Genomic DNA, 25,895 nt, shown 5'->3' with positions numbered 1-25,895 from the left:
AAAGGTCTAGTCATGTTGGCTTCGGGAGAAAAGCAGCGTCGACGACGGCCGACAGATTGAGAAGCTATATTGTCCCCCGTGGAGTGCGAACAGGCTGAAGCTAATTCAAGGGGCGCCTGCGATTGCTGGCAATCGCGATAGCGTGGCCGATTTCCTTGCAAAATCGAATGAGGGAAACCGTCGAATCGGCGGTCGTGATTCTCTGCTCGTCAGAGTGCGCGGGGCGGAGGTGGACGCGGCCACGGGAGCGGCGCGAGACCTGTGAGCCCTGTTTTCGCTCCCGGCTCGATCAGATCATCGACATGGAGCACGCGCTGGCGAAGCGGCGCGCACGGCGGATTGGGGTTTCCTTGACCGGAAGTTCGGAGCGGTCCCGGACGGCCCCGGCCAGCCGCCGCTGCCGACACGCCTGATGGCCGCTCGCGATCCTCAAGCACATCTGTGATCTGTCCCGACGAGTGCTGTGCGAGCAATGGGTGGAGAACTCCTATTACCAGTTCTTCTGCGGCGAGGAGTTTTTCCAGACCGGCTGGTGTTCGATTTGACGCGCTGGCGCAACCGGATGGGCGAGGAGCGGCTTCAGGCCCTGCTGCAGGAGAATCTGTCGGTTGCCGTCAAGACGAAGGCGATCAATTCGTCCGAGCTCTCCCGGGTGATCGTCGACACGACGGTGCAGCCCAAGAACGTGATGTTGTCGACCAATGCGAAGCTCCTGAACCGGGCGCGCGAGAAGCTGGTGGGCTGGCGCAGCTCACGGGGTGGATTTACGCCAGCCCCATGCGAGGGTGGGGCAAGTTCGCCCTGATCAAGCACCAACGCTAATATGCCAAGAAGTTCAAGCGTGCCAGGCGGGCGAAGACGTTGCGGACCATCTCGGCCGGTTGATGCGCGGCATCTGCCGCTAGTTGTAGGCGAAGCTGTGCTAGAGGAGAGGTTCTCCAAGCTGTTATTGCTGACGCGCCGCGTCCACGAACAGCGGCAAGGCCAGCGCGGAGCCGAAGGTCTATTCGCTGCATGCGCCGGACGTCGAATGCATCGGCAAGACGGCCCATCGCCCTTACGAGTTCGGCGTCGAGGTCTCCGTCGCAAGCACCCTCAGCGACGCCTAGGGCGGCCAGTTCGTCACTCATATCAAGGCGCTGCCGGGCAATCCCTATGACGGTCATACTACGCTGCAAACCTTGATTCCAGACATGGAGGAGCTCGTCGGGAACATCATCCAGGAGCTTCTCCTCGACAAGGGATATCGCGGCCACAACGCGCCGCCAGACTACAAGTTCAGGGTCTTCATCTCGGGCCAAAAACGAGGCGTCACGCCGTCCATCAAGCGAAACAAGCGCCGTAGGTCCGCGATCGAGCCTGTCATCGCCCATCTCAAGGCCGAGCACCGCATGGAACGCAACTATTTCTGGTTCAAGCAAGGTGATCCCAACAACGCCCTGTTTGCCACCCTCGGCTACAACTTCCGCCGTCTTCTCCGCTGGCTCAGACATTTGTTGCATTAAATCCTGGCCGCACTCTTCGCCAAGCCGCTGCTCCAACCTAAACCGGGAATCTTCACGGTGACTATATTGCTTTCGGCGCAATCGACGTTCGTCGTGACAACAGCTCCACACAAGGCCAGGTCCGGGCAACACTTGTTTACAACACCTATCCTCTCACGGGAGCGTCAGAGGCGGCCCCGCTCCGATCGCGTGCCCATACTCCAGGACGGATATCTCGCCTGGAATGAAGATACACTGGAATGAGTCATTGCGAGTCCCGTGTGAGCGGCTCAACGGCGACTAGCCGAGCTAGGTTTCGAATCGCCATCTCTGCTTTGAACTCACCATCGACGAGTACACTTGAAAGCTTTGCCTGATCCGCAGAATTTCGGCAACGGACGGCCAAAATTAGGGAAAATTCGGCTCATGCCACTCAGTAGAATACAACAAAGAAGAGGGTTCCGTTCGGCGGTGTCACTGGCTTTGAGCGGTGTGCCGGCGAGCTTTGGGAAGAGCTTTGAATGAATGCTAGAGGATGGCTCCCTACGTACTCTCATGGGTTCGATCATGTGCACGGCGGCCGGCCTCAGATATCAAAGAGGTAGAAGTTCCGCCCATTTGCGAAGTTCTCAATCCAGTCGCTTCGCGAGCCAAGAGAAGGAGACTGAATGATGATTGACCTGAAACGGATTAGTCGGCTTCTCGACGCTCGGGTCCCGGGATACAGCTTTCCGCAGGAATTCTACACGGATCCGGAAATATTCGAGTTCGATCTGGAGGCCATCCACGCGCGCTGTTGGTTCTTCGTTGGGCTGGAGGCTGAGCTTCCGGTCCCTGGGAGTTACTTGGCTACGACGATCGGGCGCTCTCCCATCGTAGTGGTTCGCAATGATAATGGAGAATTGCGAGCTTTTCACAACACTTGTCGCCACCGTGGTGCGCAAATTTGCGAGACGGGATATGGCCGCAAATCGCGGCTCGTTTGTCCCTATCACCAATGGACATATCGGCTCGACGGTTCATTGCAGGGGGCCGGCAGGATGCAAGAGAGCTTCGATCGTAAGAGCGTCCATCTGTTACCGATTCACGTCGAAGCGGTCGCCGGGACCATCTATGTTTGCGTTGCAGAGGAGCCGCCGCCCTTCGACGAATTCAGAGAGAAGGTCGGGCCGATGATGGCCCCAAGCCACCTCACGAATGTCAAGCTTGCGTATGAGGCCACTCTCGTGGAGCGGGCGAACTGGAAGCTCGTCCTCGAAAATGCAAATGAATGCTATCACTGCGCGGTGGGTCATGCGAGCCTTACCTCCTCGGCCTACCCGTTCGCGACCCGCCGAGATATCAATAGCTGGCGTCCGGTTGCGGATGAATTCGCGGCCCGCATGGCCGCCGCTGGAGTAGCGACGGGTCAAGCGCCAGGAGAGCCGCTCAATGCTGTGGCAGGGGACTGGTGGCGCGCGCATCGCTTTCCACTCAAGGCAGGCTGCAGCTCGCTTACAATAGACGGAAAACCTTCGGTCAGCAAACTGCTCTGCGAGCCGGAGATCGGCTGGTTTCGCTGGTCCCTAAACCCGCATGCCTATTTGCACGCGCTTTGCGATTACGTTGTTACGTTCAGTGCTATGCCGACAGCGGCTCAGGAGACCGTCGTCACCTGGAAAATGTTTGTCCACAAGGATGCGAAAGAAGGCGTCGATTACACCCTCGATGGACTCACCACGCTTTGGGCAAAAACCAACCAAGAGGACAAAGATCTTTCCGAGGTGAACCAGCGAGGCGTGAATGGCAAGGGATATCGGCCAGGTCCCTACTCGCAGGAGGCAGAGACGATGCTCATACGTTATGCCGACTGGTATTGCGCGGAAGCTCGGAAATATCTCGATCTTGCTACGAACCACAAAGCCGCCGCCGCGTAGGACGTGACGAGGCGATAGACATGTCTGCGAGCTGCCGCACAATTCATCTTTTCCGATAAGCAAAGCGCATCAGCGGTGATGGTGAATTCTGTCAACCAGAGGGTAAGTCACGGAGCGGCGACACCTGGGAGGACGCTGGAAGTTTTTGCCGAGGCGAAAGCCCTTGAGCAAGCAAGGCGTACCATGATCAAGCCGGTCCAGACGCTCGACGGCCGAACGTAGCGGTTGCGCTCGCTTCTGCCATAGGCTCCTTAAGTGGAGAAGTCGGGCCCTGGGGAACTCGTCCGCGATCACGTCTCAGCTGAGTTCTTCATTCCCGTGGCTGTGTGGAATGCCCACGATTTTGGCGATACGATCAGGCGTGACGCAAAAGTGCGACATTCGAAGGCGGTTCCTGCTCCTTAATTGATATCTCGACAGAATTGCAGAATAGAGAAGGGAGGGGTGAGCGCCGCATGCGCGTCCTCGTGAAGCAAATGAAAGGGCCTCGCTGCACGGGATTGTACATCCGCAATCTTCTACAAAATCGGGCGAATGTCGAGGTCTATCCGACGCACCACATAGGCATCGCTTCCAGACCTGAGCTGAAATTCACCGCGAAGCCTCTCTGTGATGCAGTAAATCCTTCGATTTACAAGAAAGCTGCGAAATAGCCGCCTCTGACGAGTCTATCTTGAATGCATCAATAATAGTTCGTCACGCTCGCCGATGGCAGGCGACGAAAAATCGTGGTCGCCGCTACTGCAAGAGCGAACTCGACGCAAATCCTCAGGTATCTATCATGAATGCTATCCAAATAGACGGAAAGGCGATCGCGGAGGCTATTCGGGTCCACGTGGCCCGTGATCTGGCGTTGCTCCGACGCGAATTCAACGTTATCCCGGGCTTGGCCGTCGTATTGGTGGGGGAGAATCCGGCCAGCGCGGTCTATGTGAAAACGAAAGCCAAACAGGCTCAGGCGGTGGGGTTCAAGTCTCAACAATTCCTGCTGCCGAGTAACGTTGACGAGGCCAAGCTGCTGCGGCTGATCGAGGAGCTCAACGTTGATGATACCATCGACGGCATCTTGGTTCAGCTTCCGCTGCCCGAGCACATTGACCGTTGGCGGGTCCTGGAGACCATCGATCCGGCCAAGGACGTCGATGGCTTTCATCCCTACAATGCTGGCCGATTGGCAGTGGGGCGGCCTGCTCTCGCCCCTTGCACACCGCTCGGGGTTGTCCATCTCATCAAGACGGTCGTGAGCGATTTGAACGGGCTGGACGTTGTTGTCATTGGTCGCTCAAACATTGTCGGAAAACCTCTTGGACTTCTGCTTGGCGACGCCGGGTGTACCGTGACCAGCGCGCAGCTTCAGACGCGAGATCTGCCGGACCTCTGTCGAAAGGCTGACATTGTCGTCGCTGCCGCCGGCTGCGCGGGTCTGGTGCGGGGCGATTGGCTCAAGCAGGGGGCGATCGTTATAGATGTCGGCATCAATCGTGCGATGGATTCGGCCGGCACCGCTAAGCTAGTCGGAGATGTAGCCTTCACTGAGGCGAGCAAGCGCGCAAGCTACATAACGCCAGTACCAGGCGGGGTGGGGCCGATGACTGTAGCTTATTTGCTCGCGAACACCGTTAGCGCGGCGGTGTCCCGCCGGCGGTTGTCATTGGTGGATAGTCATCCTGAAAGCCAACGCGTTTGGCCATGCGACTCCGAAAACAAGCTCGTACAACTCAATTCGCAGAACGATCTCAAGAACTGCGACATGGTCGATGGTTCTGCGCCTGGCTTGTTCTGCTGATTGACCTGCAATGTGCCAATTATGAGAAAGATGTGTTTGCATTGGCCGGCGCAAGCCGCTCGAGATTAGTAGGAATATTGACGCGAACTAGGGTCCGGACTCAATTGATCCACCAAGTAACGGCGGCGACCAAGAGGATGGCCGAGAGGAAGTTGTCGGCTCGCTTGTCGTAGCGGGTCGCAATCCGCCTGAAGTCCTTGAGGCGGCAAAACATGCGTTCGATGAGATTGCGTCCTTTGTAGGCCTTCACGTCGTACCGGTGCGGATGCTTGCGAGTTGGGTTGGGCGGAATTACTGCCTTTGTTCCGCGCTCGGCCAACCACTCACGCAGGCTATTGGCGTCATAGGCCCTGTCAGCAAGCAATCGTCGAGCAGGTGAGACGGCAGGCAGCAGATCGCGCGCCGCCGTGAGGTCATGGCAGTTGCCAGGCGTGATCACGAAGGCGATCGGACGTCCATAATCCTCGGTCAGCGCGTGGATTTTGGTGGTGCGTCCGCCTCGCGAGCGGCCGACCGCCTGCTGGAAGTCCCCCCTTTTGCGCCCGCCGCCGAGCGGTGGGCTTTGATGTGGGTCGCGTCGATGGACATTGTCCCGACCCGGCTGGTTGAGCCAGTCAAGGCGTAGAAAATATTGCCCCACACGCCTTGGCGGCTCCAGCGATTGAAGCGGTTATAGATGGTCGTGTAGGGGCCGTAATCTGCCGGGCAGTCTCGCCAGCGTGCGCCCGATCGCAGCATGTGGAGGATCCCGCTGATCACGCGTCGGTCATCCACGCGATGGGCGCCGCGCCGCCCACTTGGCAACAGCGGTTCAATCCGCTTCCACTCCGCCTCACTCAGCCAATATAGCTTTTGCCCCATCAAGCCCCCCTTCGACTCGGAGGTCTTGAATCACAACTCCGCCTCAGCGGGAATCCCTATTGAGTACAGACCCTAGAGCTCTCCTGCAAAGCCGGAATTCTGTAGAATTGCGTGCCAGGGCACATCACGCCACGCGGCGAGCGTGCGTGATGTCGAAGCGGGATGCTCCAGGACCCCGGTCGCTTTTCGAGCTAATGCCGATTGGCGATCTAACCGTCTGCGAACACATCGATGCGCCCCGCCGATCCGATCGTTTCCAGCCTTAGCTTACCTATGTGGGCGGTGTGAGTGCCGCGGTGGACGATACAAAAGCTTCACGCTTTATCGGTCACGCGCAGACTTCCTGCTGCGCGAAGCCCCACATTGATTAAATTCGGATCTCGAGCTCGATAATATGGCGGACAGATTCAGCTTCCTCGTTGACCCAAGTCACGGAAGGAAATGCGCGGAAAGGTGGTCGATTTTGCCTGCATTTGAACGCCTTGGGCTGCGCCACCCTTATTCGCTGGTAAGCGGGTCCTGCGCGGCAATCATGTTGATTCGCTCGAAATCGCGCAACTTGCTCCGACGCGCCACACAACCAACTTCGGTATGTTCGGTGCCTATGAGCGCGTCAACGCTGGCAACCACACTGATGCTGGCTAGCCCACACGTCCCTGTAGTCTTTTTTTCTGAGTCGTAGAATGCAAAGCAAGCTGCCCTCCCACGCGGAATACGTCATTATCGGCGGTGGTATCATTGGCTTGTCCATCGCCTATCACCTCACTCGGCTCGGACATCGCGATGTTCTGCTGCTCGAGCGCGATCAGCTGACCTGCGGGACCACTTGGCACGCGGCCGGCTTGGTTACTCAGCTTCGAGCCAGTGAGAACATGGCTAAACTGGCTCAGTACACCGCGGGGCTCTTCCGAGAACTTGAAGAGCTGACGGGGCAGCACACCGGATTTCGGCAATGTGGGTCGATTACCGTCGCGGCGACGCCCGAGCGGCTCGAGGAGCTTAATCGAGGTGCGTCAATGGGGCGTTCCTTTGGCCTCGATGTCGAGATTATCGATGCAGCCGAAACCAAGCGACGCATGCCCTTGCTCGACGTGGCAGATGTACTTGGTGCGGCGTGGATCCCCTCCGATGGCAAGACGAATCCGGTGGACACGGCGCGCGCTTTCGCAGCGGGCGCGCGGCAGGGAGGGGCGAGAATCTTGGAGCGGACTCCTGTGACGCGCGTCCTGCTCAAAGAAGGAAAGATTTCCGGTATTGAGACCGCGGAAGGAGTCGTGCGCACGGAAAAGGTCGTGATCTGCGCGGGGATGTGGAGCCGGGAGTTGGCTGCCGAGCTGAATTGGACGGTGCCGTTGCACGCGGCAGAGCACTTTTACGTCGTGACAGAGTCCATTGCGGGTTTGTTGCCCGATACTCCCACCGTCCGTGATCTTGATGCGTGTTTCTACGCAAAAGAAGATGCCGGCAAATTGCTTGTAGGTTTCTTCGAACCTAAGGGGAAGCCTTGGGGCATGGAGGGGATTCCGCGTGAGTTCAGTTTCGATTCTTTGCCCGACGACTTCGAACATATCGAGCCTCACCTTGCCAATGCCTTGCGACGTATGCCGGCGCTGGAAAATGTGGGGCTGCAGCTGAACTTCAATGGCCCGGAGAGTTTTACGCCCGACAATCGATTCCTGTTAGGGCCTGCGCCCGACATCGATGGGCTCTATGTCGCCTCGGGCTTTAATTCGTGCGGGATCGAGTCGTCTGGCGGCGCCGGCAAGGTAATGGCTGACTGGATGTCGACTGGTATGCCCGCCAGTGACTACTGGGAAATGGACGTGCGACGCGCCATGCCATTCCAGCGCAATCGACGATATCTGCGCGATCGGACGGGAGAGGCAGTTGGGCTACTTTACGCTTTGCATTGGCCTCATAAGTCGCCGGAGACTGCTCGCAGAGTGCGCGTCTCGCCGCTGCACGATCGATTGGCAGCCGCTGGCGCGAAGTTCGGCGAGGCTGCTGGGTGGGAGCGGGCCCAATGGTTTGGTGCGCCCGAGACCCCGGCGAACGCCCGCGCCACGTTCGCTCGCGACGACTGGTTCAAGGCGAGTGCGGCGGAGCACGAGGCAACTCGTTCCGGGGTCACGCTGTTTGATCAGACTTCATTCGCGCACCTGCTGGTACAAGGCCGTGATGCGCTAGCCCTTCTCCAGCGCCTCTCCACCAATGACGTTGATGTTCCGGTTGGTCGCATTGTGTACACGCCGTGGCTTAACGAGCGGGGTGGCATGGAGTCCGACGTTACGATCGCACGAACCGGTGATGAGGAGTTTTTAGTAGTGACTGCGGCGGTGCAGCGCATCCGGGATCTCGCTTGGCTGCGAAAGCATGCAAAAGGTGCCGGACACGTATTCGCGACCGACGTCTCGTCGGGATACACGTGCCTTTCCGTCATGGGCCCGCGCTCGCGAGAGCTGCTTATGCGCGTGAGTCCGGCGGATTTTTCTGACGCTGCCTTCCCTTTCGCTGCAGCCCGAGAAGTCGAGATTGGCTATGGCATGGCGCTCGCTTTCCGCATGACCTTTGTGGGAGAGCTTGGGTGGGAGCTGCACGTTCCGACTGAACAGGCACTGGGTGTCTACGATGCGCTTATCGCCGCGGGAGGCGACCTCGGTCTGCGCCACGCTGGTTACGTGGCGCTGAATACGTTGCGTCTTGAGGCGGGTTACCGCGACTGGGGCGCGGATGTAAGTGATGAGGATTCTCCGCTCGAAGCGGGATTGGGCTTTACGGTCGCCTGGAACAAGGCTGAGAATTTCATCGGGCGGGCGGTTCTTGAGTCGCAGCGTGGGCAGGTCCCGCACCGACGGCTTGTGCAATTGGCCGCGCCCCGGGCGGCGCCGTTGATGTTCGGAACGGAGCCTGTCTGGCGCAATGGATCGCTCGTCGGCTACCTGCGTTCCGCGGGCTTCGGCCATACCTTGGGCTGCGGTGTCGGTATGGGATATCTACGCTCGGAGCACGGAGTGACTGCCGAATGGCTGGCCAAAGGATCCTTTGAAATAGAAATCGCGGGTGAACGGCACGCCGCCATCGCGTCCCTTCGCGCTTTCTACGACTCAAACCGCACCAGAGTAAAGGGCGAGTATCGTAAGATCCAAGACTTGGTCGCCCAAGAGCTGCTCACAGCACGCTCCGAAGGATAACTTCCAACCCTCTTTTGTTTCAGCCAAATCCACGAGAGGCCGCCGTCGGGCGGTAACAGCAATGTCAGACCGCTCCATGGTCCTCGTTTTGTCCTGCCCCGATCGTCCAGGCATCGTGTCGGCGGTCTCAAGTCTTTTGTTTGAAGCTGGTTGCAATATCCTCGATGCTCAGCAGTTTGACGACACCGAGACAGGCCAATTCTTCATGCGCGTTGTCTTCGATCGCCTTGAGCAGGCTAGATCGGAGGCGGAAATCGCTGCGTCGATTGAGGAACTCGCGAAGCGTGTCGCCATGACATTCACTTTGCGGAAAAGCTCCGCAAAAAAACGTACTATGTTACTCGTTTCGAAATTCGACCATTGTCTGGCGGATTTGCTTTACCGCTGGCGCATCGGCGAACTGGCCATGGAAGTGACGGCGATCGTTTCCAATCACGACCAGGAGCATCTGGCTTCCACTGATCTAGGCGGGCTGCCCTTCCACCATTTCCCCATCACCAAGCAGACGAAAATGGAGCAAGAGGGGCGAATCTGGCAGCTCGTCCAGGAGACTAACACAGACCTCGTTATCCTCGCGCGCTACATGCAGATTCTGTCCGATGGGCTGTCGGCAAAGTTGGCGGGGCGCTGCATCAACATTCATCACTCGTTTCTGCCAGGCTTCAAAGGATCCAAGCCTTATCATCAGGCCCATGAGCGGGGTGTGAAATTGATCGGTGCGACAGCCCATTATGTCACCTCCGATCTCGACGAGGGCCCGATTATTGAGCAGGATGTCGAGCGGATCTCGCATCGAGATACTCCCGATGATCTCGTGCGCAAAGGGCGCGACATAGAGCGGCGGGTACTCGCCAGCGCGGTGCGCCATCATCTTGAGGATCGCGTGGTGCTCAATCGTAAGAAGACTGTCGTCTTCACCGGTTGACCGGAGCTGTAACCGGCAAGAGCCGAATCTATCAAGTTGCCCTTATGCTGCCCAAGACCCTTCAGGTCGCCTCGTCCTAGGTCGTGTCACCTCTATCGGAATAGTACGAGAAGGGACGCTCCCCGCTTCGCGCCAGGGTTGCACGCCAACCCATTGAGACGACATTGGCTCGAAAACCTACTGTCCTCCATTTGGCAACATTCGTATCATGTCGCGCAAGTGGTTCATGCGTTTGAGCCTGGGATCCCGCGCGTGGTTGTCGCGGAGAGCAGTCACCCCGTTCGCCGACTTCGGCCGGAGCCACTCGTCGTTTTGCTCGAGCAGGTTGCCGGCGGGCGGCTGATAGAGTCCTCATTGCGGAAAGGCCGACTATCTCGGTTAAGCTTTGATCTCGTCGTTGACCCGTTCGAGCGGATTGCTAACCCGTATGAGATTGCGGTGCCAGCTTTTCGCTGCGGAATTCTAATTAGTGGCGGATAGTGCGACGATTGAGACAGAAGTACCGAGAGCACGATGGCGACCTTGAAGCGAAATTCATCTGTGTCCACGGCGATAAGCAGGCGGCCGTTGGCCATCGCTCAGGCGCTCCGCGACAAGCTGGTCTCGGCTGGCATGAAACCGAGCAGCTTGTCGATGACTCAGCGCCTGCGAGCCTGACGCAGAATTCCTGCAGAATCTACGCAAGACGGTCAGGTTTTTGCGTCTAAAGGCGGAGAATTGCGGAGAGTCTGAAGAGAACCCGCAATAACATCGAAGCAGGTGCCAAGTGGGAGGAAGTTGAAGTACATGACAATCTCGCGACGCGACCTCATGAAGGCGAGCCTAGTGGCGGGAGCCGGTTTATCGATCCCTTCGGTCCTGCCGGCACAGACAGCCCCAACCGCCACGCGGACGGTCCGCATGGTGAAGGCAAGCGACCTGCGGATCTTCGATCCGATCTTTACGACAGCTGTTATAACCCAGGACCATGGCTTGGCGGTTTACGACACGTTGTTCGCGCTTGACTCCAAGTTCATGCCGCAGCCGCAAATGGTGGGGAAGTGGGGTGTTTCCGACGACAAGAAGACCTACACGTTCGAGCTGCGCGATGGTCTGGGTTGGCACGATGGCACCCCTGTCATGGCCGCGGACTGTGTGGCCTCAATCCATCGCTGGGCTCAGATAGCGGCCGGCGGACAACTGATCATGGAGCGGGCCAAGGATATCTCGAAGAAAGATGACAAGACTTTCACGATCGCGCTCAAGGAGCCGCTTGGGCTTCTGACCGAGATCCTCGGGAGATACTCGTCGCCGGACTTGTTCATCATGCGCGAGAAGGACGCAAAGCGGCCCCCAACCGAGCAGGTGACCGCGAACATCGGATCTGGGCCGTTCAAGTTCAACGAAGCTCTCGCCAAGCCGGGGGTCAGCTTCGCCTATGACCGCAACGAGAAATACGTGCCGCGCAGTGAACCGGCCGATGGGTTCGCCGGCGGGAAGCTCGTCAACGTGGATCGGGTCATCTGGGACAATATCGCTGATCAGCATACTGCGATAGCGGCCTTACGGCGCGGCGAGATTGATTACGTTGAGGGGCCGCCCGCCGATTTATACTCGGCGATCGAGAGCGATCCCGATCTTGCACTCCAGGTCCGAAATAAGACAGGTTCGGTCATGCACCTGCGGTTGAACTGTTTGCGGAAGCCGTTCGACAACGTGAAGGCGCGTCAGGCCATGCTTCACCTCGTCGATCAGGAGGTGTTCATGCGCGCGGCGATTGGCGATCCAAAATACTTCCAAACCGTCACGTCGATATTCGGAAATGGCACGCCCTATTCCAACGATGAAAACACGGGATGGTACAAGAAAGGTGGCGATCCGGAAAAGGCCAAACAGCTCTTCAAGGAGGCCGGATATGCCGGCGAGAAAATTGTCATTCTCCAGCCCACGAATCTGCCCGCGTTCGACAATGCCGTGCAGCTTCTAGCGGCTTCACTGCGAAAAATAGGCATATTTGCCGAACTCGCGCCGAGCGACTGGGGCGGGGTTGTCGCACGCCGTGCTAACAAGGGCTCCATAGAGAACGGTGGCTGGAACATCTTCATCACGAGCGAATCCGGTTTCTCCCGCACCGATCCGCTTGGGAACCCTGCTTTGCTCGCGAATGGCGACAGGGGCTGGTACGGCTGGCCGAGTAGCGAAGAGTATGAGGCTCTTCGAGCCAGATGGGCCGATGTCGAAACGCTCGACGAGCGCAAAGCGCTGGCCTGCCAGATGCAGCGCGTGTGGTGGGACTTCGTCGGCGACATTCTGCTGGGTCAGTATGTTTCGCCAATCGCGCGGCGCACGACGCTCGCCGGCCTGATCGAGATGCCCGCGGTTAATCCAATGTGGAACATGTACAAGACCTGACGGCACGATTGCCGCTTACATCCTGTGCAGGATCGACCGCCGGGCTCTTATTAAACGCTTGCACGGCCGACTATTATCGCGCTTCGTAAAGGACTAAAACGTGAGCAAGGTCGTGACAGAGATTGAACCGCGTGCACCCCTTGATAACGTCGAGGAAGGCACGCTCGAGTTCGAGGGCAAGCGCTACCTCGACGGCCGCGCCTCCGATCCGCGCGAACTTGGCTGGATGTGTGGTGCGCCGCCGCCCGAAGATAGGCGCGTCACATTCGAGAGCGACACTTCGTTCGATTTCCCGCAGAAGCGCTGGTCGCTGTCGCACATGCGCGAGCTCGTAGCGACGGTGAACGTGTGGCGTGGGCAGGGCATGCCTTCGCAGTTCGAACGCAGCGACAAATCCGCCGAGATCGACGCGCTCACGTTTGCAGATAAGGATGGCCGCATTCGCCGCTTCGACGAGGCGCTGTTCGACACCTACGCCGATGGCATCGTGGTGCTGCATCGCGGGCGCATCGTCTACGAGCGCTACTTCGGCGCGCTCCAGTCGCAGCTGCCGCATGCGTGCTACTCAGTCACGAAGTCGTACACGGGTACGCTGACGGCGGCATTCGTGCACGAAGGCGTACTCGACGACGCGAAGATGATCCCGCACTACCTGCCGGAGTTGCGGGGCACGGCGTGGGAGGATGCCACGCTGCGTCAGGTGATGGACATGCAGACCGGTCTGGCGCATACCGAAGAGTACACGGACGATCGCTCCGATGTCTGGGCGTATAGGATCGCCAGCGGTCGGCGGCCGCGGCCCGCTGGCTACGTCGGCCCACAGACCTTATGCGACTACCTGAGGACCGTTCGCAAGCAAGGTACACACGGCGAAGTCTTTGCTTACAAGACCGTCAACACCGAAGTGATGGCCTGGGTCGTGTCGCGTGTGACCGGCCGCTCGTTTGCACAACTGCTGCACGAGCGTCTGTGGGCGCCGCTCGGCTGCGAGGAGGACGGCTATGTCATCGTCGATCCGGCCGGCATGCCGGCGGCGGGCGGCGGCCTGAATGCGGCCCTCCGCGACCTCGCGCGGTTTGGCGAGTTGATCCGGCGTGAGGGCGAATGGAACGGTAAGCAGCTCATTCCCGCGTCCGTCGTGCACGACGTGCAAAGGGGCGGCGACCCCGCCAAGTTCCCCTACAAAGGACTGCCCGGCTACTCGTACCGCAGTATGTGGTGGGTGTCGCACAACGAGTTGGGCGCGATCGAGGCACGGGGCCAGCACGCGCAACGCCTTTATGTCGCGCCGAAGGCGGAGATGGTAATCGCGCGCTTTGCATCGCACCCCCTGGCATCGGCAGGCCACAGCGACACAATCAGCGTGCCGCAGATGCTGGCATTGGGGCGAATGCTGCGCGAATAATCTGGTGGATGAGTAAGCATGGAGTTGCGCTCCTCCTTAACCGCATGACGATGGTCTGTGAGTTCAGGCATGTTCGGTTACGGGATCAGGGTGGTGTCCTTGGATACGTGTTACGTGGAAAAACTTGAGGGATAAGCCTGCGACTGATTTCGCCAGTTTGACCAATTTGAGATCCAGCGGCAGGCGAGCGAATGGCTCGAGCACTACCCCCGACTCTAAGATCCGCGGGCTAACATCTCCGGAATGTTCGCGTGAAGGATATCGGCCAGAAGTGTGTTTACGTTACTTTCGATCATCTTTATCCGCACGCGCGTAAAACGGCGCGGTTCCGAAGCACCGCTGCCCTGAAAGTTTGGAGTTTAAAAATGCCATCCATGAATTCCACGGGCTCCGCGGATTCAGCAACAGGGTCAAGCCAGCAGAGCGCATTCAAAGCGTGGCGACCGGTAATTTCGGCTCGCCGGCACGCGATCTCCAGCGGGCATTATCTTGCGTCGCACGCTGGATTCGAGATTTTGCAGGCAGGCGGTAACGCGATTGATGCGGGCGTGGCCGCAGGCCTTGTGCTAGGGGTCGTACACAGTGATCAGGTGAACATCGCCGGCGTCGCGCCCATGATCATTTGGGTGGCGGATATAGCCGAACTCGTGTCCATCGATGGCGTCGGGCAATGGCCCGCGAAGGCGAGTTGTGAGTTATTCTTGCGTCAGCATGAGGGCCAAGTACCCGAAGGCATATTGCGGACGGTAATCCCCGCCGCGCCTGCGGCTTGGCTTGAAGCCCTCAAACGCTACGGAACGATGTCATTCGGAGACGTCGCGAGCTTCGCGGTACGCTTCGCGCGAGAAGGGTTTGTAATGTATCCCTTCTTGGCTGAGCAGCTTCAACTCGTGGCGCACAAGAATGCGCGCTGGCCCTCGAATCGTGAAATCTATCTCCCGGAAGGAATAAGCCCGGCTGTCGGAGATATCTTCATCCAACGCGATCTAGCGCGAAGTCTGCAATACATGATTGACGAGGAAGCTGCCGCCATCAACCGTGGCGGCGACCGGATCAGTGGGCTGCAGGCGGCCCGAGATGCTTTTTACCGCGGCGACCTTATGCGCGCAATCACGAACTTTCATGCAGAGAATGGTGGGTTACTTACCGAGCAGGACATGGCGACATACCGCGTCAAGCTGGCTCCGACCGTGTCGACCAAGTTAGGGGATCTAGACGTGCACTCGTGCGGATTCTGGAGTCAGGGTCCGGCCTTGCTGCAGGCGATCAATATCCTGGCGGGCTTTGATCTTCGTTCTCTCGGCCACAATGAGGCCGAGTACGTTCATGTCGTCGCCGAAGCACTCAAGCTTGTGTTTGCCGACCGCGAAGCATTCTACGGAGATCCCGACGTAATCCATGTGCCCGCCGACATGCTGCTGTCGCCGGCATACGCCGAGATGCGCCGAATGTTGATCCGAAAAGATAGGGCATGGCCAGAACTTCCACCAGCTGGAAACAACGTCAGCAGCTCCACAGTTGCTCACCATGAGAGCGATGATGGGCCGTTCGATACATCGCATGTCGCCGTCGTCGACGGACATGGAAACGCAATTTCCATTTGCCCGAGCGACACCTGCAGCGATACAATTGTCATTCCTGGAACCGGCCTCGCTCCTTCGTCGCGCGGCTCGCAATCGTGGGCAAATCCTGATCATCCATCATCCATCGCGCCGGGCAAACGCCCGAGGCTCACGCCGAACCCCGCGATGGTTTTTCGCAAGGGCAAGATGACGATGCCCATCGGCAGCCCGGGCGGCGACAGTCAGGTCCAGGCGGTGCTACAAGTATTGCTCAATATATCGATCTTTGGAATGGATCCTCAGACGGCCGTCGAGGCGCCGCGATTCATTACTTATAGTCACCCTGATTCGTTCGCACCGCACGCCGCATTTCCTGGCCGGCTGTGTCTGGAAGGGCGGTTTTCCGAGGCGACAGCCGACGTATTGTCAAAACTCGGTCATAGGGTCGTCTTATGGCCAGATCGTTTATGGCGCGCCGGCGGCGTGTGTCTCGTTCGCCATGATCGCGATAGAGGCGTCCTGGAATGCGGCGCCGATCCGCGACGAGCCGCCGCCTACGCGCTTGGGTGGTAGCACGCGGGTACTGGAAGAGCTGACGACCTGTCGTAGGAAATGCGTCGCGCGCCTAAGACCTCACGCCTCGTGCAAAAGTAAGCGTCAGTACGCCGAACGTCGGATCAGCTGGCCGACCCCAATCTTTTGCAGAAGTTTCTGCGTCGGATTCAGCCAAAATTTGTTTTGGAATTCGGCTAGCCATCCCTTCCGAGCTGCCGCCGGTCACTTGCCCTGCGGGCGTGTGTGCTGGTTGACCTGAGCATGTCAGCCCAACCGGACGTGCCTTCCTCTTGCACTCCTGCAAAGAACCTCATCTTGAGCTAACGACGGTGAGCCCTCGCCGTTCAAAGGAACAACTTGCGGCAAGTACCCATGCAGGAATTGTGCAGAATTGTGCGCAAAAGGTATGCATCTCTGCATCCAGAAAGGAAATTTGCGGCGACCCCAAATAGTAGCGGCGGTAAGAATTGAGAATGCTGTCAACCGGAGCCACCCCAAACCCGTCGAGAAATGAATGCTTCCAGAAACAAGGCGCCTCTACGTTCGGGCATGTGCCGTAAGAAGATCCCGCGCCGGATGGCTGCTGTTATAGCGGAAAGCGATAATCGACATCATAGTAATCTCGGAAGGATCAACGATCCTGCGCCTGAACAGCATTTGCAGGGCTAACGCAAGTTCACGTCGAAACAACTGAAGGGCCGGTTCGTGCAAACGATGCTCTCTCGGTTCCGGCTTAGACAAACGTCCGTTCACTTAGACAAACAGGATCGATTCCATGACCCAGCCTCCGCTTCTTCCTCCGCCTTTTCCTGCGGCAGAATTCCATTCTCGGCTGAAGGCACTGCGCACTGCAATGGCAGCGCGCCAAGTCGACCTTCTGATCGTCAACCAGTTTGAGCATATCGGTTACTTTGGCGGTTACTGGTCCACAGGGTCCATGTATCACGCATTTCTCATTCCCATCGATGGAGAGCCGGTCGCCGTCTTGCGCACGCTCGATGTTCCGATTTTTCGTGAGCTGAGCTGCTTCACCGAATGCGTGGCATTCAACGACAGCGCAAACCCGCTCAAGGTCGTGGCGGAAACAATCCTGGCTAAAGGATATGGGGCCTCAGCTATCGGGCTAGAGTACGACAGCAATTTTCTCACGGTCAACCGAGCTCATGAGCTTGAAAGCCTGCTGCCGAATGCCAGGATGGTCGATTTCTCCGGGATCATGTGGGAAATGCGGCAGGTCAAATCGGCGCTCGAGCTCACGTACCTCGAGACCGCGGCCGAGATCTGCGACCGAATGGTAGCCACAGCGTTTGACGCGGCCCAGGCCGGCGTTAGCGAGCGCGAGGTCTTTGCAGCCATGACTAGCGAGGCGTGGCGCAGTGGTGCTGATAATGGGGCCGTCGCGGTGATGACTTCAGGACCTCGCTCCACAATGTTACACGCCTCCCTCGGGCATCGCACGCTAGCGGAGGGCGACATTGTGCACGTGGAGCCGGTACTTCGATTTCGCGGCTACAGCTCGCGCATGCAACGTCCGAAATCCATTGGCGCACCAACCGATGAACAGATGCGGACCGCAGAAACAATGATTAGGATTCAAGATGAGCAGTATCGTGCCATGAAACCGGGCGCTGAGGCGAAGGAGGTCGATCGGATCCTGCGCGAGGGCATACTGGCGGCTGGCCTGCGAGACAACTACACCGGTATCACCGGCTATACGCTCGGTTTTGTGGCCGCCCCTCGTCTCAGTGACTTCACGCGTGTTTTCCTTGCTGACAGCAACTGGCAACTGAAGCAAAACCAAGTCTTCCATATGTATACGTCGGCGCGCGGCATGTCCTTTAGCGAAACTATCGTCGTCACCCCAGAAGGAGGAAAGCGCCTGACTAAGATGGAGCGGAAGCTATTCTGTTAGCCAGCCGATTTCTTGAGGGGGCGAGGGGGAGCTAGCCAAATAGCCGGACCACCTCCCTCTCGCTGCAATAGCAGGCGTACCGCCTTTGAAGACCAACTACTCGGCGAGGTGACGTGAGGATCTAGCGAAGGCGACGAGGAGCCGTGGCGCAGCAGGTAAGACTGGCGATTTGGTTTGAGCGTATCCGGTTGGGCCTTGATGGTCATGCCGCCGATCGGGGGACGTCGTACCGTCGCGGGTGAAGCTGGCAAAGCGAGCGCCTGGCTTCGGTCAGGCGGCGAGCTACTCTCCCACTCCTGAGCGTTGAGCAGGGCGAGGCCTTGGCGATTTTGATTCGGCGGCGCTGATGCGCGCCAGCGCGTCGCTGGAGGCGAGCGGACTCTGTAGCACCGACGATGTTCCGCCGGACCCCGCGGCGGTCAGGTCAGTTGCGGATTTCGTCAGCCATCGCTCGTGGGGGCTCTCCACGCCACGAGAGGGCCCTCCGATAGTCCGCCGAAACGATCTAGCCGGCCCAAGTCGAGGAGTCAGTTCGAGTTCACTCATCGTCCGTGTTTACCTCCGAATCTGAATCACCGTCGGAAGCATCCGTCATCACTGTTGGAAACACCTGTTCTTCATCTTTGGAATGCGCATAGATGGCAACGCCATGCCTGCGGCCGACGGGCTGTGTTCATGTGAACGAGCCGAATCTGAAAGAACGACTCCGCTCATTTCTTGATTTCTTGAAGGTTTCCTCGCGGACGAAAATATAATCGCGATGCCGACCATAGATACAGATCGACTGCCGGGAGGTCCGTAAAGCACCGCGACGTTCGTAGGGCCGCCGTCTCAAAGCCGACAGCGGAGTTCACGCTTAACTCGACTTAGGGCGCATCCGAGCAAAGCTGTATCACGCCGACACTGCCCTCTATGGCGATATGCGTGCCGAAAGGCTCCGATAGCCTTTAGAGACGTTCGAGAATGACGCGTCCTTGCGGAGGCGGCGCAAGGCGCGGCACTCCGCGATCGGCGAGCCTCTTAGTGAAATTCAGTTCGATCGGAAAAAGACGCACTTCGATCACCTGATTTTTCTTAAATCGGCTTACGGCTATAATACTTTCATAATGATCAGGGTTGGCGAAAGTTTTCATAGCGGTGGCAATCAAATCAGGTACTGTATGCTTCCTGGGGTCCAAGTCGTAAAATTCAAAGTAATCTGCACCTTCGACAGCATTTAGATTGTCATAGATGAAGTTGCCTAAGCTATAAAAGATGGGGCGTCCCTGTAGACTTCTATCCCGCGTAAGATGTGTGGTCCATGGCCCAAGAAGGCATCGATCGCCCCGTGTGCAAACGCCTGTGCATAATCTGCGGGCACCTCGCTCCAGTTGCCGGGCGAATGATCGTGGCTAGCCACAATTAGAAAGTCCGAAGATTGCTTGCCCTCGCGGATGTTCCGCAATATCGTCTCCACGTCGCGTGCGTTCGGTGTGAAGCTGTAACCTGGCCCGCTCTCCGCACGATAGACGGTGCCAGCTAGAACAACCTCATTTGAGTTGGCATCTTGCGTTATCGGTCCTGGTAACGCGTCGCGGATCTGGCGCAGGTTCTCCAGCATCTCTGGCAGTACATTAACCACTCGTGTTAGGCGAAGCGCATTTAGGCCGGGCGTGCCTGGCGCCTGCCCTGCTGCATCGGCAGCCCGGGAGGCGGGCGGAAAACTTTCTGTTAACGAGACCAGGCCGACGCGCCCGCGACTAGTCTCCAGATACTGAGCGGCCGCAGCCTCCGCTAGATTGTCGCCTACACCTCCGTGCACGATACCAACTTGGTCGAGCACTTCGGTTGTTTCTCGCATACCTTCGATTCCCCAGTCGTAGGTATGGTTATTCGCACGTGCCATCATGTTGAAGCCAATGGCTTTCAAATCCGGCGCCACGGTAGCTGTCGAAACGTGATAGGCATCCCCGTTGACGGTCGGGCCCCCCTTCGAGGTCCTTGATCTGTTATATTTGTCTCAAGGTTCCCAAAACGCACATCGGCGTCCTGCTCGTGGAGACCGGATCAAGGCTCGATGCTTGAACAACAGTATGGGGGCGCCTCATCATGACATCGCCAACCGCAGCCAACGTGAAGCCGTCCACTACATTTGTCTCAGTCGAGCCGACGAGATCGAATAGGCTACCTGCCTCAATTGCGGAGGTGACCTCCATGTTGCAAAGTTGTACGGCCCAGCCGCCACTCCCGCTATCATAAACTCAATTCACGTCCATTTCGTCCGAGAGGGAGCGGCGCTGCGCACAAGGACGGCGTCGAAACTAGATCTTCGTTCATTTTCCAACGCGAGTTAGGTTGCTCGTTCGAGGCCCTGCGCTGTCGAGCCAACCCGTCATCCTTAACGGGATCGGCGATACCAGCTCTCATCTCGGCATAGCCGGTCGCGCGCTGCAATGTCTATGTCCTGGATACATTCCTACGCTCTCCACCACATTGGCTCAGTTCGACCAGATTCGATACTATTGACAGGTCATACCGATGCTGCGCTAGCACACCATCCGCAACTTACACCTACCGGTTCTGGTCTCTATCGTGAACTGAAATTGAGCGTGGTCGCGATGCGCGGCTTTTGAGGTAATCGCGGCGATGACTTGTTGCACTGGCGCAACCGGCAGCTGCTGACTTAGGCCAGAATTCCCGCGTATTGAGTCGGAAACCTGCAGCCTTAGGCTCGACTTGCAAGAAAACTGCAGTCGACATCGATATGGTTCAATCAACAAGGCCGGAACTCGCGCAAATCGCCAAATCATCCAAAGCAGCGAGACTTCGGGGCTGCCCAGCGTGTCGGTATCATTCAGCAGTTGGATGCGAACAAGGCTGATTAGGGGGAACGAGGCATGACAAGTTCTCGACGTGACTTCATCAAAGCTGGGTTTGTCGCCGGAGCGAGTTGCTCGATTCCGTCAATCCTGATGGCGCAGACAACACCAAGTGCCGCGCGGACCGTCCGTATGGTCAAAACTGGTGACCTCCGTGCCTACGACCCAGTGTTCTCGTCTGCGATCATCACCGGTGATCATGCGTTTGCCATTTATGACAAGCTGTTCGCTCCTGACTCGAGGTTTAGGTACCAACCCCAGATGGTTGAGAGGTGGCGCGTTTCGGAGGATAAGAAGACTTGGACATTCGAGCTCCGTGATGGTCTGGGTTGGCATGACGGCACTCCTGTGACTAGCGCCGATTGTGTGGCATCGATTCGTCGTTGGGCTCCCGTTGAGCCTGGTGGCCAGTTACTGATGTCGCGGGCACGTGACATCTCCAAAATCGACGAGAAAACCTTCAGGATCGTGCTGAATGAACCATTTGGGCTCTTAATCGAGGCCCTGTGGAGACCATTCATGATGCGTGAAGCGGATGCCAATCGTCCCCCAACCGAGCAGGTCACAGCGAATATCGGATCAGGTCCGTTCAGATTCAATGAAGCTCTCGCCAGGCCAGGATCGAGCTTCACCTATGATCGCAACGACAGGTACGTACCACGCAAGGAGCCGGCCGATGGATACGCCGGCGGGAAAATCGTTAAGGTCGATCGCGCAATTTGGAGCAATATCGGTGATCAGCAAACGGCCATCGCGGCCTTACAGGCTGGCGAGGTGGACTACATCGAATCGCCGCCTGTCGATCTTTATCCTGCGATCGAAAGTGATCCAAATCTTGCGCTGCAAGTATTGAACAAGTCAGGGCAAGACTTGTATCTGCGCATGAACTGTCTTCAGAAGCCATTTAATAACCTAAAGGCGCGTCAGGCCTTGCTTCACTTGGTGGATCAAGAAGCGTTTATGCGTGCCGCGATCGGCAATCCGAATTATACGAACAGCATTCGTTCTTGGTTTGGAGATGATACGCCGTATACAAATGATGAAAATACCGGATGGTACAAGAAGGGTGGCGATCCGGAAAAGGCTAGGCAACTGTTCAAGGAGGCTGGATATGCTGGCGAGAAGGTCGTCATTCTCCAGCCCACGAACATAACTTTCCTGAGCAATGCCTCTCAGCTTCTCGCGGCTGAGCTGCGGAAGATCGGGGTCAATGCCGAGCTTGCACCGAGCGACTGGGGCGGGGTCGTCGCGCGCAGAGCAAAGAAGAGTTCGGTTGAGGATGGCGGATGGAGTATCTTCATTACGGCTGATTCGGATTTCTCTCACAGCTATCCCCTCTTCAGTGTCGTCATGCCAGCGAACGGAGAAAATGGTTGGTATGGCTGGCCGAAGAACGATGAATATGAGACCTTACGATTGACTTGGGCGGATCTGGAGACGCTCGAGCAGCGGCAAGCTTTGGCTCGCAAGATGCAACGGGCGTATTGGGACAATCCTGGTTCGATACTACTGGGGCACTATTTCTCAGCGATCGCCCGCCGTAAAACACTCACGGGGCTCATTGGTCTAATTGATTGGAGTCCGATGTGGAACATGCAGAAGGCATGAGCGCGAGGACTGCATCCTTCACGTGTACCGCGCCTCTGACTAGACGCGCGCCAGCAAGCGTCAGGACAAGAAGGGTCGAAAAGTGCGGGGCGGGCTCATGACAGAACACGGACTGCGTGCAGTTGTCGGCAACGGAAAGGAAGGTGTGGTTGGGTTCGGGGGCGGGCGCTACCTTGACGGCCGCGCTTCCGATCCGCGCGCACTTGGCTGGATGTACGTTCCGCGGAAATTGATCCGCTTACCTTAACGGACAAGCGTGCCGACACTTCGATGAGGGGCTGTTCGACACCTATGCCGACGGCAAGCACCTCAACAGAGCGGAGCGAAGGTTTTTCTACTGATCTCCGCCTGCGGAGAGGGGATCCATGTTTTCGATGTCGGCGCGATAGGCATTTTATTGTTGCCAGGGGCTTACCGCGTGAAGGATGGCCTCTCAGAGGCAGTGATCCCAAGAAACTACCACGACGACTTGAAGGAGAAACACATGAAAACTCTTGGTGTTTTGTGCCTATCGAACAATGGCGTCTACGACGGGGTTGATCCAGACTTTGGTCAAGGCCTTGCCGACCCGAGACGTTACAAAAGGTCTCCAATCCTGCGACGTATACCAACAGCTTGGACCAGCAATGTCGTCCCAGGTGATCCGAAGTGCGCAGATGAATACGCCAAGGCCGCTCGGGAGTTGGTACAGGAAGGAGCTGATGCAATCACGTGTGATTGCGGCTTCACGGTGCGCTACCAGCAGGCAATTGCAGATGCCGTATCGGTGCCCGTCTCTACTTCAAGTCTTCTTTTGCTTCCAATGCTGCTATCCAACGTACCTGCAAATAAGAAGGTTGCCGTACTTACCTACGACTCGCGATACTTGGATGCTGGCATAATGGCAGCGCTGAGCATCAAAGATACATCGAGGTTGGTCATTGAAGGATTGGAAGGTACGGAAACCTACGCCTACATGTGGGCTCAGAAAGGACAAATCCGTGTCGCGGATGCCCTTTCCGATACTGACGCTATCATCGAACGTGTCCGCAAGCGCGAAGACGTCGCGGCTATTCTATGCGAATGTACGTTTTTTGCCCGAGTCTCGCCTCGAATAAGGTCGGCGACGGGGCTGCCGGTCTATGATGCCGCACTCAACGCAGCCCTCCTTATGGCAGCGGCTGGCTAGCTGCCGATTGGCGGGTGGAGGCCATGCCTCGACCCGGACCTGACCTTCGCCAGGTCGAAGAGACCGAAGCCGAGATCTGTTACTCGTGCCACGTAATGACGCGGATGCTTGTGCGGCAATTGGTCGTATCCGCGTAGAGCCCCAGCTGTTAGTTGCCCCGATTTGGGGCAGCTGCAAAAAATTATCCGGAAATTGACGCGAAGGCCAAAATGGTGCGCCTCTCTTACCACTTCAAGCACTGTCTCTATCGGCAACTGCTTCGGCCCCGCTTGTGCACCTGATTCGCCTAGTGATGTTGTTCTCGGCAGGAGTGCCCACAATGCGCACCGCATCAGTAATGAGGAGAAATCGTACGCGAGCTAGAGGCGGTGGCCCTGCCGCCGGGGAGACCGGCAGATTAGATCGCTTAACGATTGCCAGCGCCGAGGAGCTAAAGCGCGTCGGGTCGATTGACTCCTTATTTCAGGTCGAAAATTCAACGTGTCGACGGTGAACGAGGCAGGCGATCTTAAGGCGTCTCGTAACGTCCCAAGGACAGACAGACTCACCGCGGTGCACACAACGCAAGCGCCGGCGCGGGACGTCAAGGTTCGCGGACTAAAAAACCTAAAACGCAACGGGGGTAAAGAAATGACGCTCACCAAAGGGCCACAGGCGTTCCCAAGATCAGAGTACCTACGAAGAGTTGCCGCGGTAAAATCAGAAATGGCTCGTCTAAACGTCGAGGCGCTTTTCGTAAGCAACCCGGGCAACCTTACTTATCTCACAGGTTTCTTGGGCCGGTCGTCCGCCCCGCAATGCAGTTTCAATGCACAAAGAAGAGCCGACGTTTATCGTACGTCCCATGGATGCGGCTGCAGCCATTTATCAGAGCTTCTTGGATCGCGCTAGCATGGTGATCTATCCGGAAAAACTTGTGGGCAACCCAGATACGGATGTCTACGACGCGGTGATCGATTTCCTCCACGATGCCGGTCTAGCAAAAAGTGGCGTGGGACTGGAAGGGTATCAGCTGCCTGCGCGAGCAGCAGAGAAGTTCAAGAGACGGTTGCCGCAAGCAAGAATAATCGACGTGAATAGGACGGTGACGTGGGTTCGGACGGTCAAGTCCAATCTCGAGATTGCTGTCATGAAGGAAGTTGCCGCTATTTCCGATGCGGCGATTATGCGTGCGAAAGAAGTGATACGGCCTGGTGTACGCGAACCTGATGTGGTCGCCGAGCTCCTGGCGACGCTGGCACGTGGGGTCAACGGCAAGGCGGGCACCAGCCTTCCCCACGTTTTCTTAAACGCCGGCCCGCGTTCGGCTACATCTCACATTTGTTGGACCGAAGAAACCATAGAGCGTGGTACTCACGTCAATCTTGAACTTTCCGGCTTCCGCTATGCTTACGCGGCACCGCTCTCGCGCACCTTCTCGATTGGCGTACCTTCCGATCATCTGCGTCGCGTACATGAGGCGCAGCGTGCAGGTCTAGAGGCCGCGCTAAATGCAGTGCGGCCTGGTGCGACCTGCAGCGACGTCGCCGGAGCGGCCTACCGGGCGATTGAGAAGCGAGGATTCAGCAAGGTCTCCCGATGTGGTTATGCCGTAGGCATTGATTGGGTAGAACAGACGGCGAGCCTCAACGAGCTAGACAAGACAGAGCTAAAGCCGAATATGACGTTCCATCTCATTCTGAGCAACTGGATGATGAGGGAAGGGGACTTCGGATATGTGCTTAGCCAAACTATTCGTGTCACCGAGTCTGGCGTTGAAACACTAAGCGCTGTACCCCCGAAGCTTTTCGAAATTTAACGCGTATGAAGTTCCCACTTCAAAAACAGAAATAGATCTGACTCGCAAAAAGGAAATAAACTGCGTCACCGAATTCTCCAAGGTGCCCCTACGCCGCTGTCGCCGCTCCTGTACCGGTGAGAGCTCCGTCAAAGGTTGATGGTGTGGTGCCGACTGTTTGATGATGACCATCGTCATCATGATTATCAATAGAACAATCGCAGGAGAACGGCTGATAAAGTTCCGTGCTACGTGTGGAGAAAGTAAGGCAATTTGTTTCGCTCAAAGTTGCGTAGCGATGTATGCGGCCCGAGTAGCGTGCTTGGACGAATGCCAACCTCGAAGGACTATGGAGGCCCGGAAACGCAAACGTGCCTTGAAACGGTTTGGACCAGCAGGTCTCACACTGCATCCTCAACGCTGCCATGCGCGAGCGTCATCTTCACCGTAAAATAAATTCTATGAGGATCTGACTTGAATCCAGCTCCTCGATACG

Annotated in this window: 12 protein-coding genes and 3 pseudogenes; 13 read left to right on the top strand and 2 right to left on the bottom strand. The window is 57.4% G+C overall.

The annotated features are described in order from the left end of the window. The first annotated feature begins 197 nt into the window (after positions 1-197). The 3 genes and pseudogenes from P6U31_RS30310 to folD all read left to right on the top strand — a co-directional run bounded on the left by P6U31_RS30310 (position 198) and on the right by folD (position 5,186). Positions 198-1,505 (top strand): annotated as a pseudogene (locus tag P6U31_RS30310) (IS5 family transposase). Positions 1,506-2,152: 647 nt separating this feature from the next. Beyond that, positions 2,153-3,400: an aromatic ring-hydroxylating oxygenase subunit alpha gene (locus P6U31_RS30305; protein WP_407185342.1), complete on the top strand. Its 1,248-nt coding sequence runs from the start codon at positions 2,153-2,155 to the stop codon at positions 3,398-3,400. Between the two features lie 781 nt (positions 3,401-4,181). After that, complete coding sequence (gene folD / locus P6U31_RS30300) at positions 4,182-5,186, top strand: bifunctional methylenetetrahydrofolate dehydrogenase/methenyltetrahydrofolate cyclohydrolase FolD (protein ID WP_407185341.1); 1,005 nt, start codon at positions 4,182-4,184, stop codon at positions 5,184-5,186. Between the two features lie 169 nt (positions 5,187-5,355). Here folD and P6U31_RS30295 read toward each other — a convergent pair. Beyond that, positions 5,356-6,047 (bottom strand): annotated as a pseudogene (locus P6U31_RS30295) (IS5 family transposase); the annotation flags it as partial. 683 nt (positions 6,048-6,730) lie between these two features. On the opposite strand from P6U31_RS30295, the gene P6U31_RS30290 reads away from it, so the two are divergent. From P6U31_RS30290 to P6U31_RS30265, 6 genes are all read left to right on the top strand, one after another. Next, positions 6,731-9,238 (top strand): FAD-dependent oxidoreductase, encoded by a 2,508-nt coding sequence (locus tag P6U31_RS30290; RefSeq protein WP_407185340.1) that lies wholly within the window; start codon positions 6,731-6,733, stop codon positions 9,236-9,238. A gap of 61 nt (positions 9,239-9,299) precedes the next feature. After that, positions 9,300-10,163 carry a formyltetrahydrofolate deformylase gene (gene purU / locus P6U31_RS30285; RefSeq protein WP_407185339.1) on the top strand — a complete coding sequence of 288 codons (864 nt, stop codon included), beginning with the start codon at positions 9,300-9,302 and terminating at the stop codon, positions 10,161-10,163. Positions 10,164-10,949: 786 nt separating this feature from the next. Continuing rightward, positions 10,950-12,554: an ABC transporter substrate-binding protein gene (locus P6U31_RS30280; RefSeq protein ID WP_407185338.1), complete on the top strand. Its 1,605-nt coding sequence runs from the start codon at positions 10,950-10,952 to the stop codon at positions 12,552-12,554. Positions 12,555-12,654: 100 nt separating this feature from the next. Then, complete coding sequence (locus P6U31_RS30275) at positions 12,655-13,959, top strand: serine hydrolase domain-containing protein (RefSeq protein WP_407185337.1); 1,305 nt, start codon at positions 12,655-12,657, stop codon at positions 13,957-13,959. A 251-nt stretch (positions 13,960-14,210) separates the two neighbouring features. Further along, positions 14,211-16,094: a gamma-glutamyltransferase family protein gene (locus tag P6U31_RS30270; protein WP_407185336.1), complete on the top strand. Its 1,884-nt coding sequence runs from the start codon at positions 14,211-14,213 to the stop codon at positions 16,092-16,094. Positions 16,095-16,851: 757 nt separating this feature from the next. After that, positions 16,852-17,988, top strand: coding sequence for a M24 family metallopeptidase (locus P6U31_RS30265; RefSeq protein WP_407185335.1), 1,137 nt, complete (start codon positions 16,852-16,854; stop codon positions 17,986-17,988). 866 nt (positions 17,989-18,854) lie between these two features. Here P6U31_RS30265 and P6U31_RS30260 read toward each other — a convergent pair. Beyond that, positions 18,855-20,183 (bottom strand): annotated as a pseudogene (locus tag P6U31_RS30260) (CapA family protein). Between the two features lie 681 nt (positions 20,184-20,864). Here P6U31_RS30260 and P6U31_RS30255 point away from each other — a divergent pair. From P6U31_RS30255 to P6U31_RS30240, 4 genes are all read left to right on the top strand, one after another. Continuing rightward, complete coding sequence (locus P6U31_RS30255) at positions 20,865-22,454, top strand: ABC transporter substrate-binding protein (protein ID WP_407185334.1); 1,590 nt, start codon at positions 20,865-20,867, stop codon at positions 22,452-22,454. A 484-nt stretch (positions 22,455-22,938) separates the two neighbouring features. Next, positions 22,939-23,622: a hypothetical protein gene (locus P6U31_RS30250; protein ID WP_407185333.1), complete on the top strand. Its 684-nt coding sequence runs from the start codon at positions 22,939-22,941 to the stop codon at positions 23,620-23,622. 630 nt (positions 23,623-24,252) lie between these two features. After that, the gene (locus P6U31_RS30245) at positions 24,253-24,513 is read left to right on the top strand and encodes an aminopeptidase P family N-terminal domain-containing protein (protein ID WP_407189990.1); all 261 of its coding nucleotides are present in this window, start codon (positions 24,253-24,255) and stop codon (positions 24,511-24,513) included. Beyond that, complete coding sequence (locus P6U31_RS30240) at positions 24,431-25,420, top strand: M24 family metallopeptidase (RefSeq protein WP_407185332.1); 990 nt, start codon at positions 24,431-24,433, stop codon at positions 25,418-25,420. The genes P6U31_RS30245 and P6U31_RS30240 overlap by 83 nt, the downstream gene beginning before the upstream one ends. Positions 25,421-25,895: the final 475 nt, after the last annotated feature.

Source organism: Bradyrhizobium centrosematis (genome assembly GCF_045571495.1).
GTDB classification, from domain to species: Bacteria; Pseudomonadota; Alphaproteobacteria; order Rhizobiales; family Xanthobacteraceae; genus Bradyrhizobium; species Bradyrhizobium centrosematis.
This window is presented reverse-complemented; position numbering and strand designations above follow the sequence as displayed.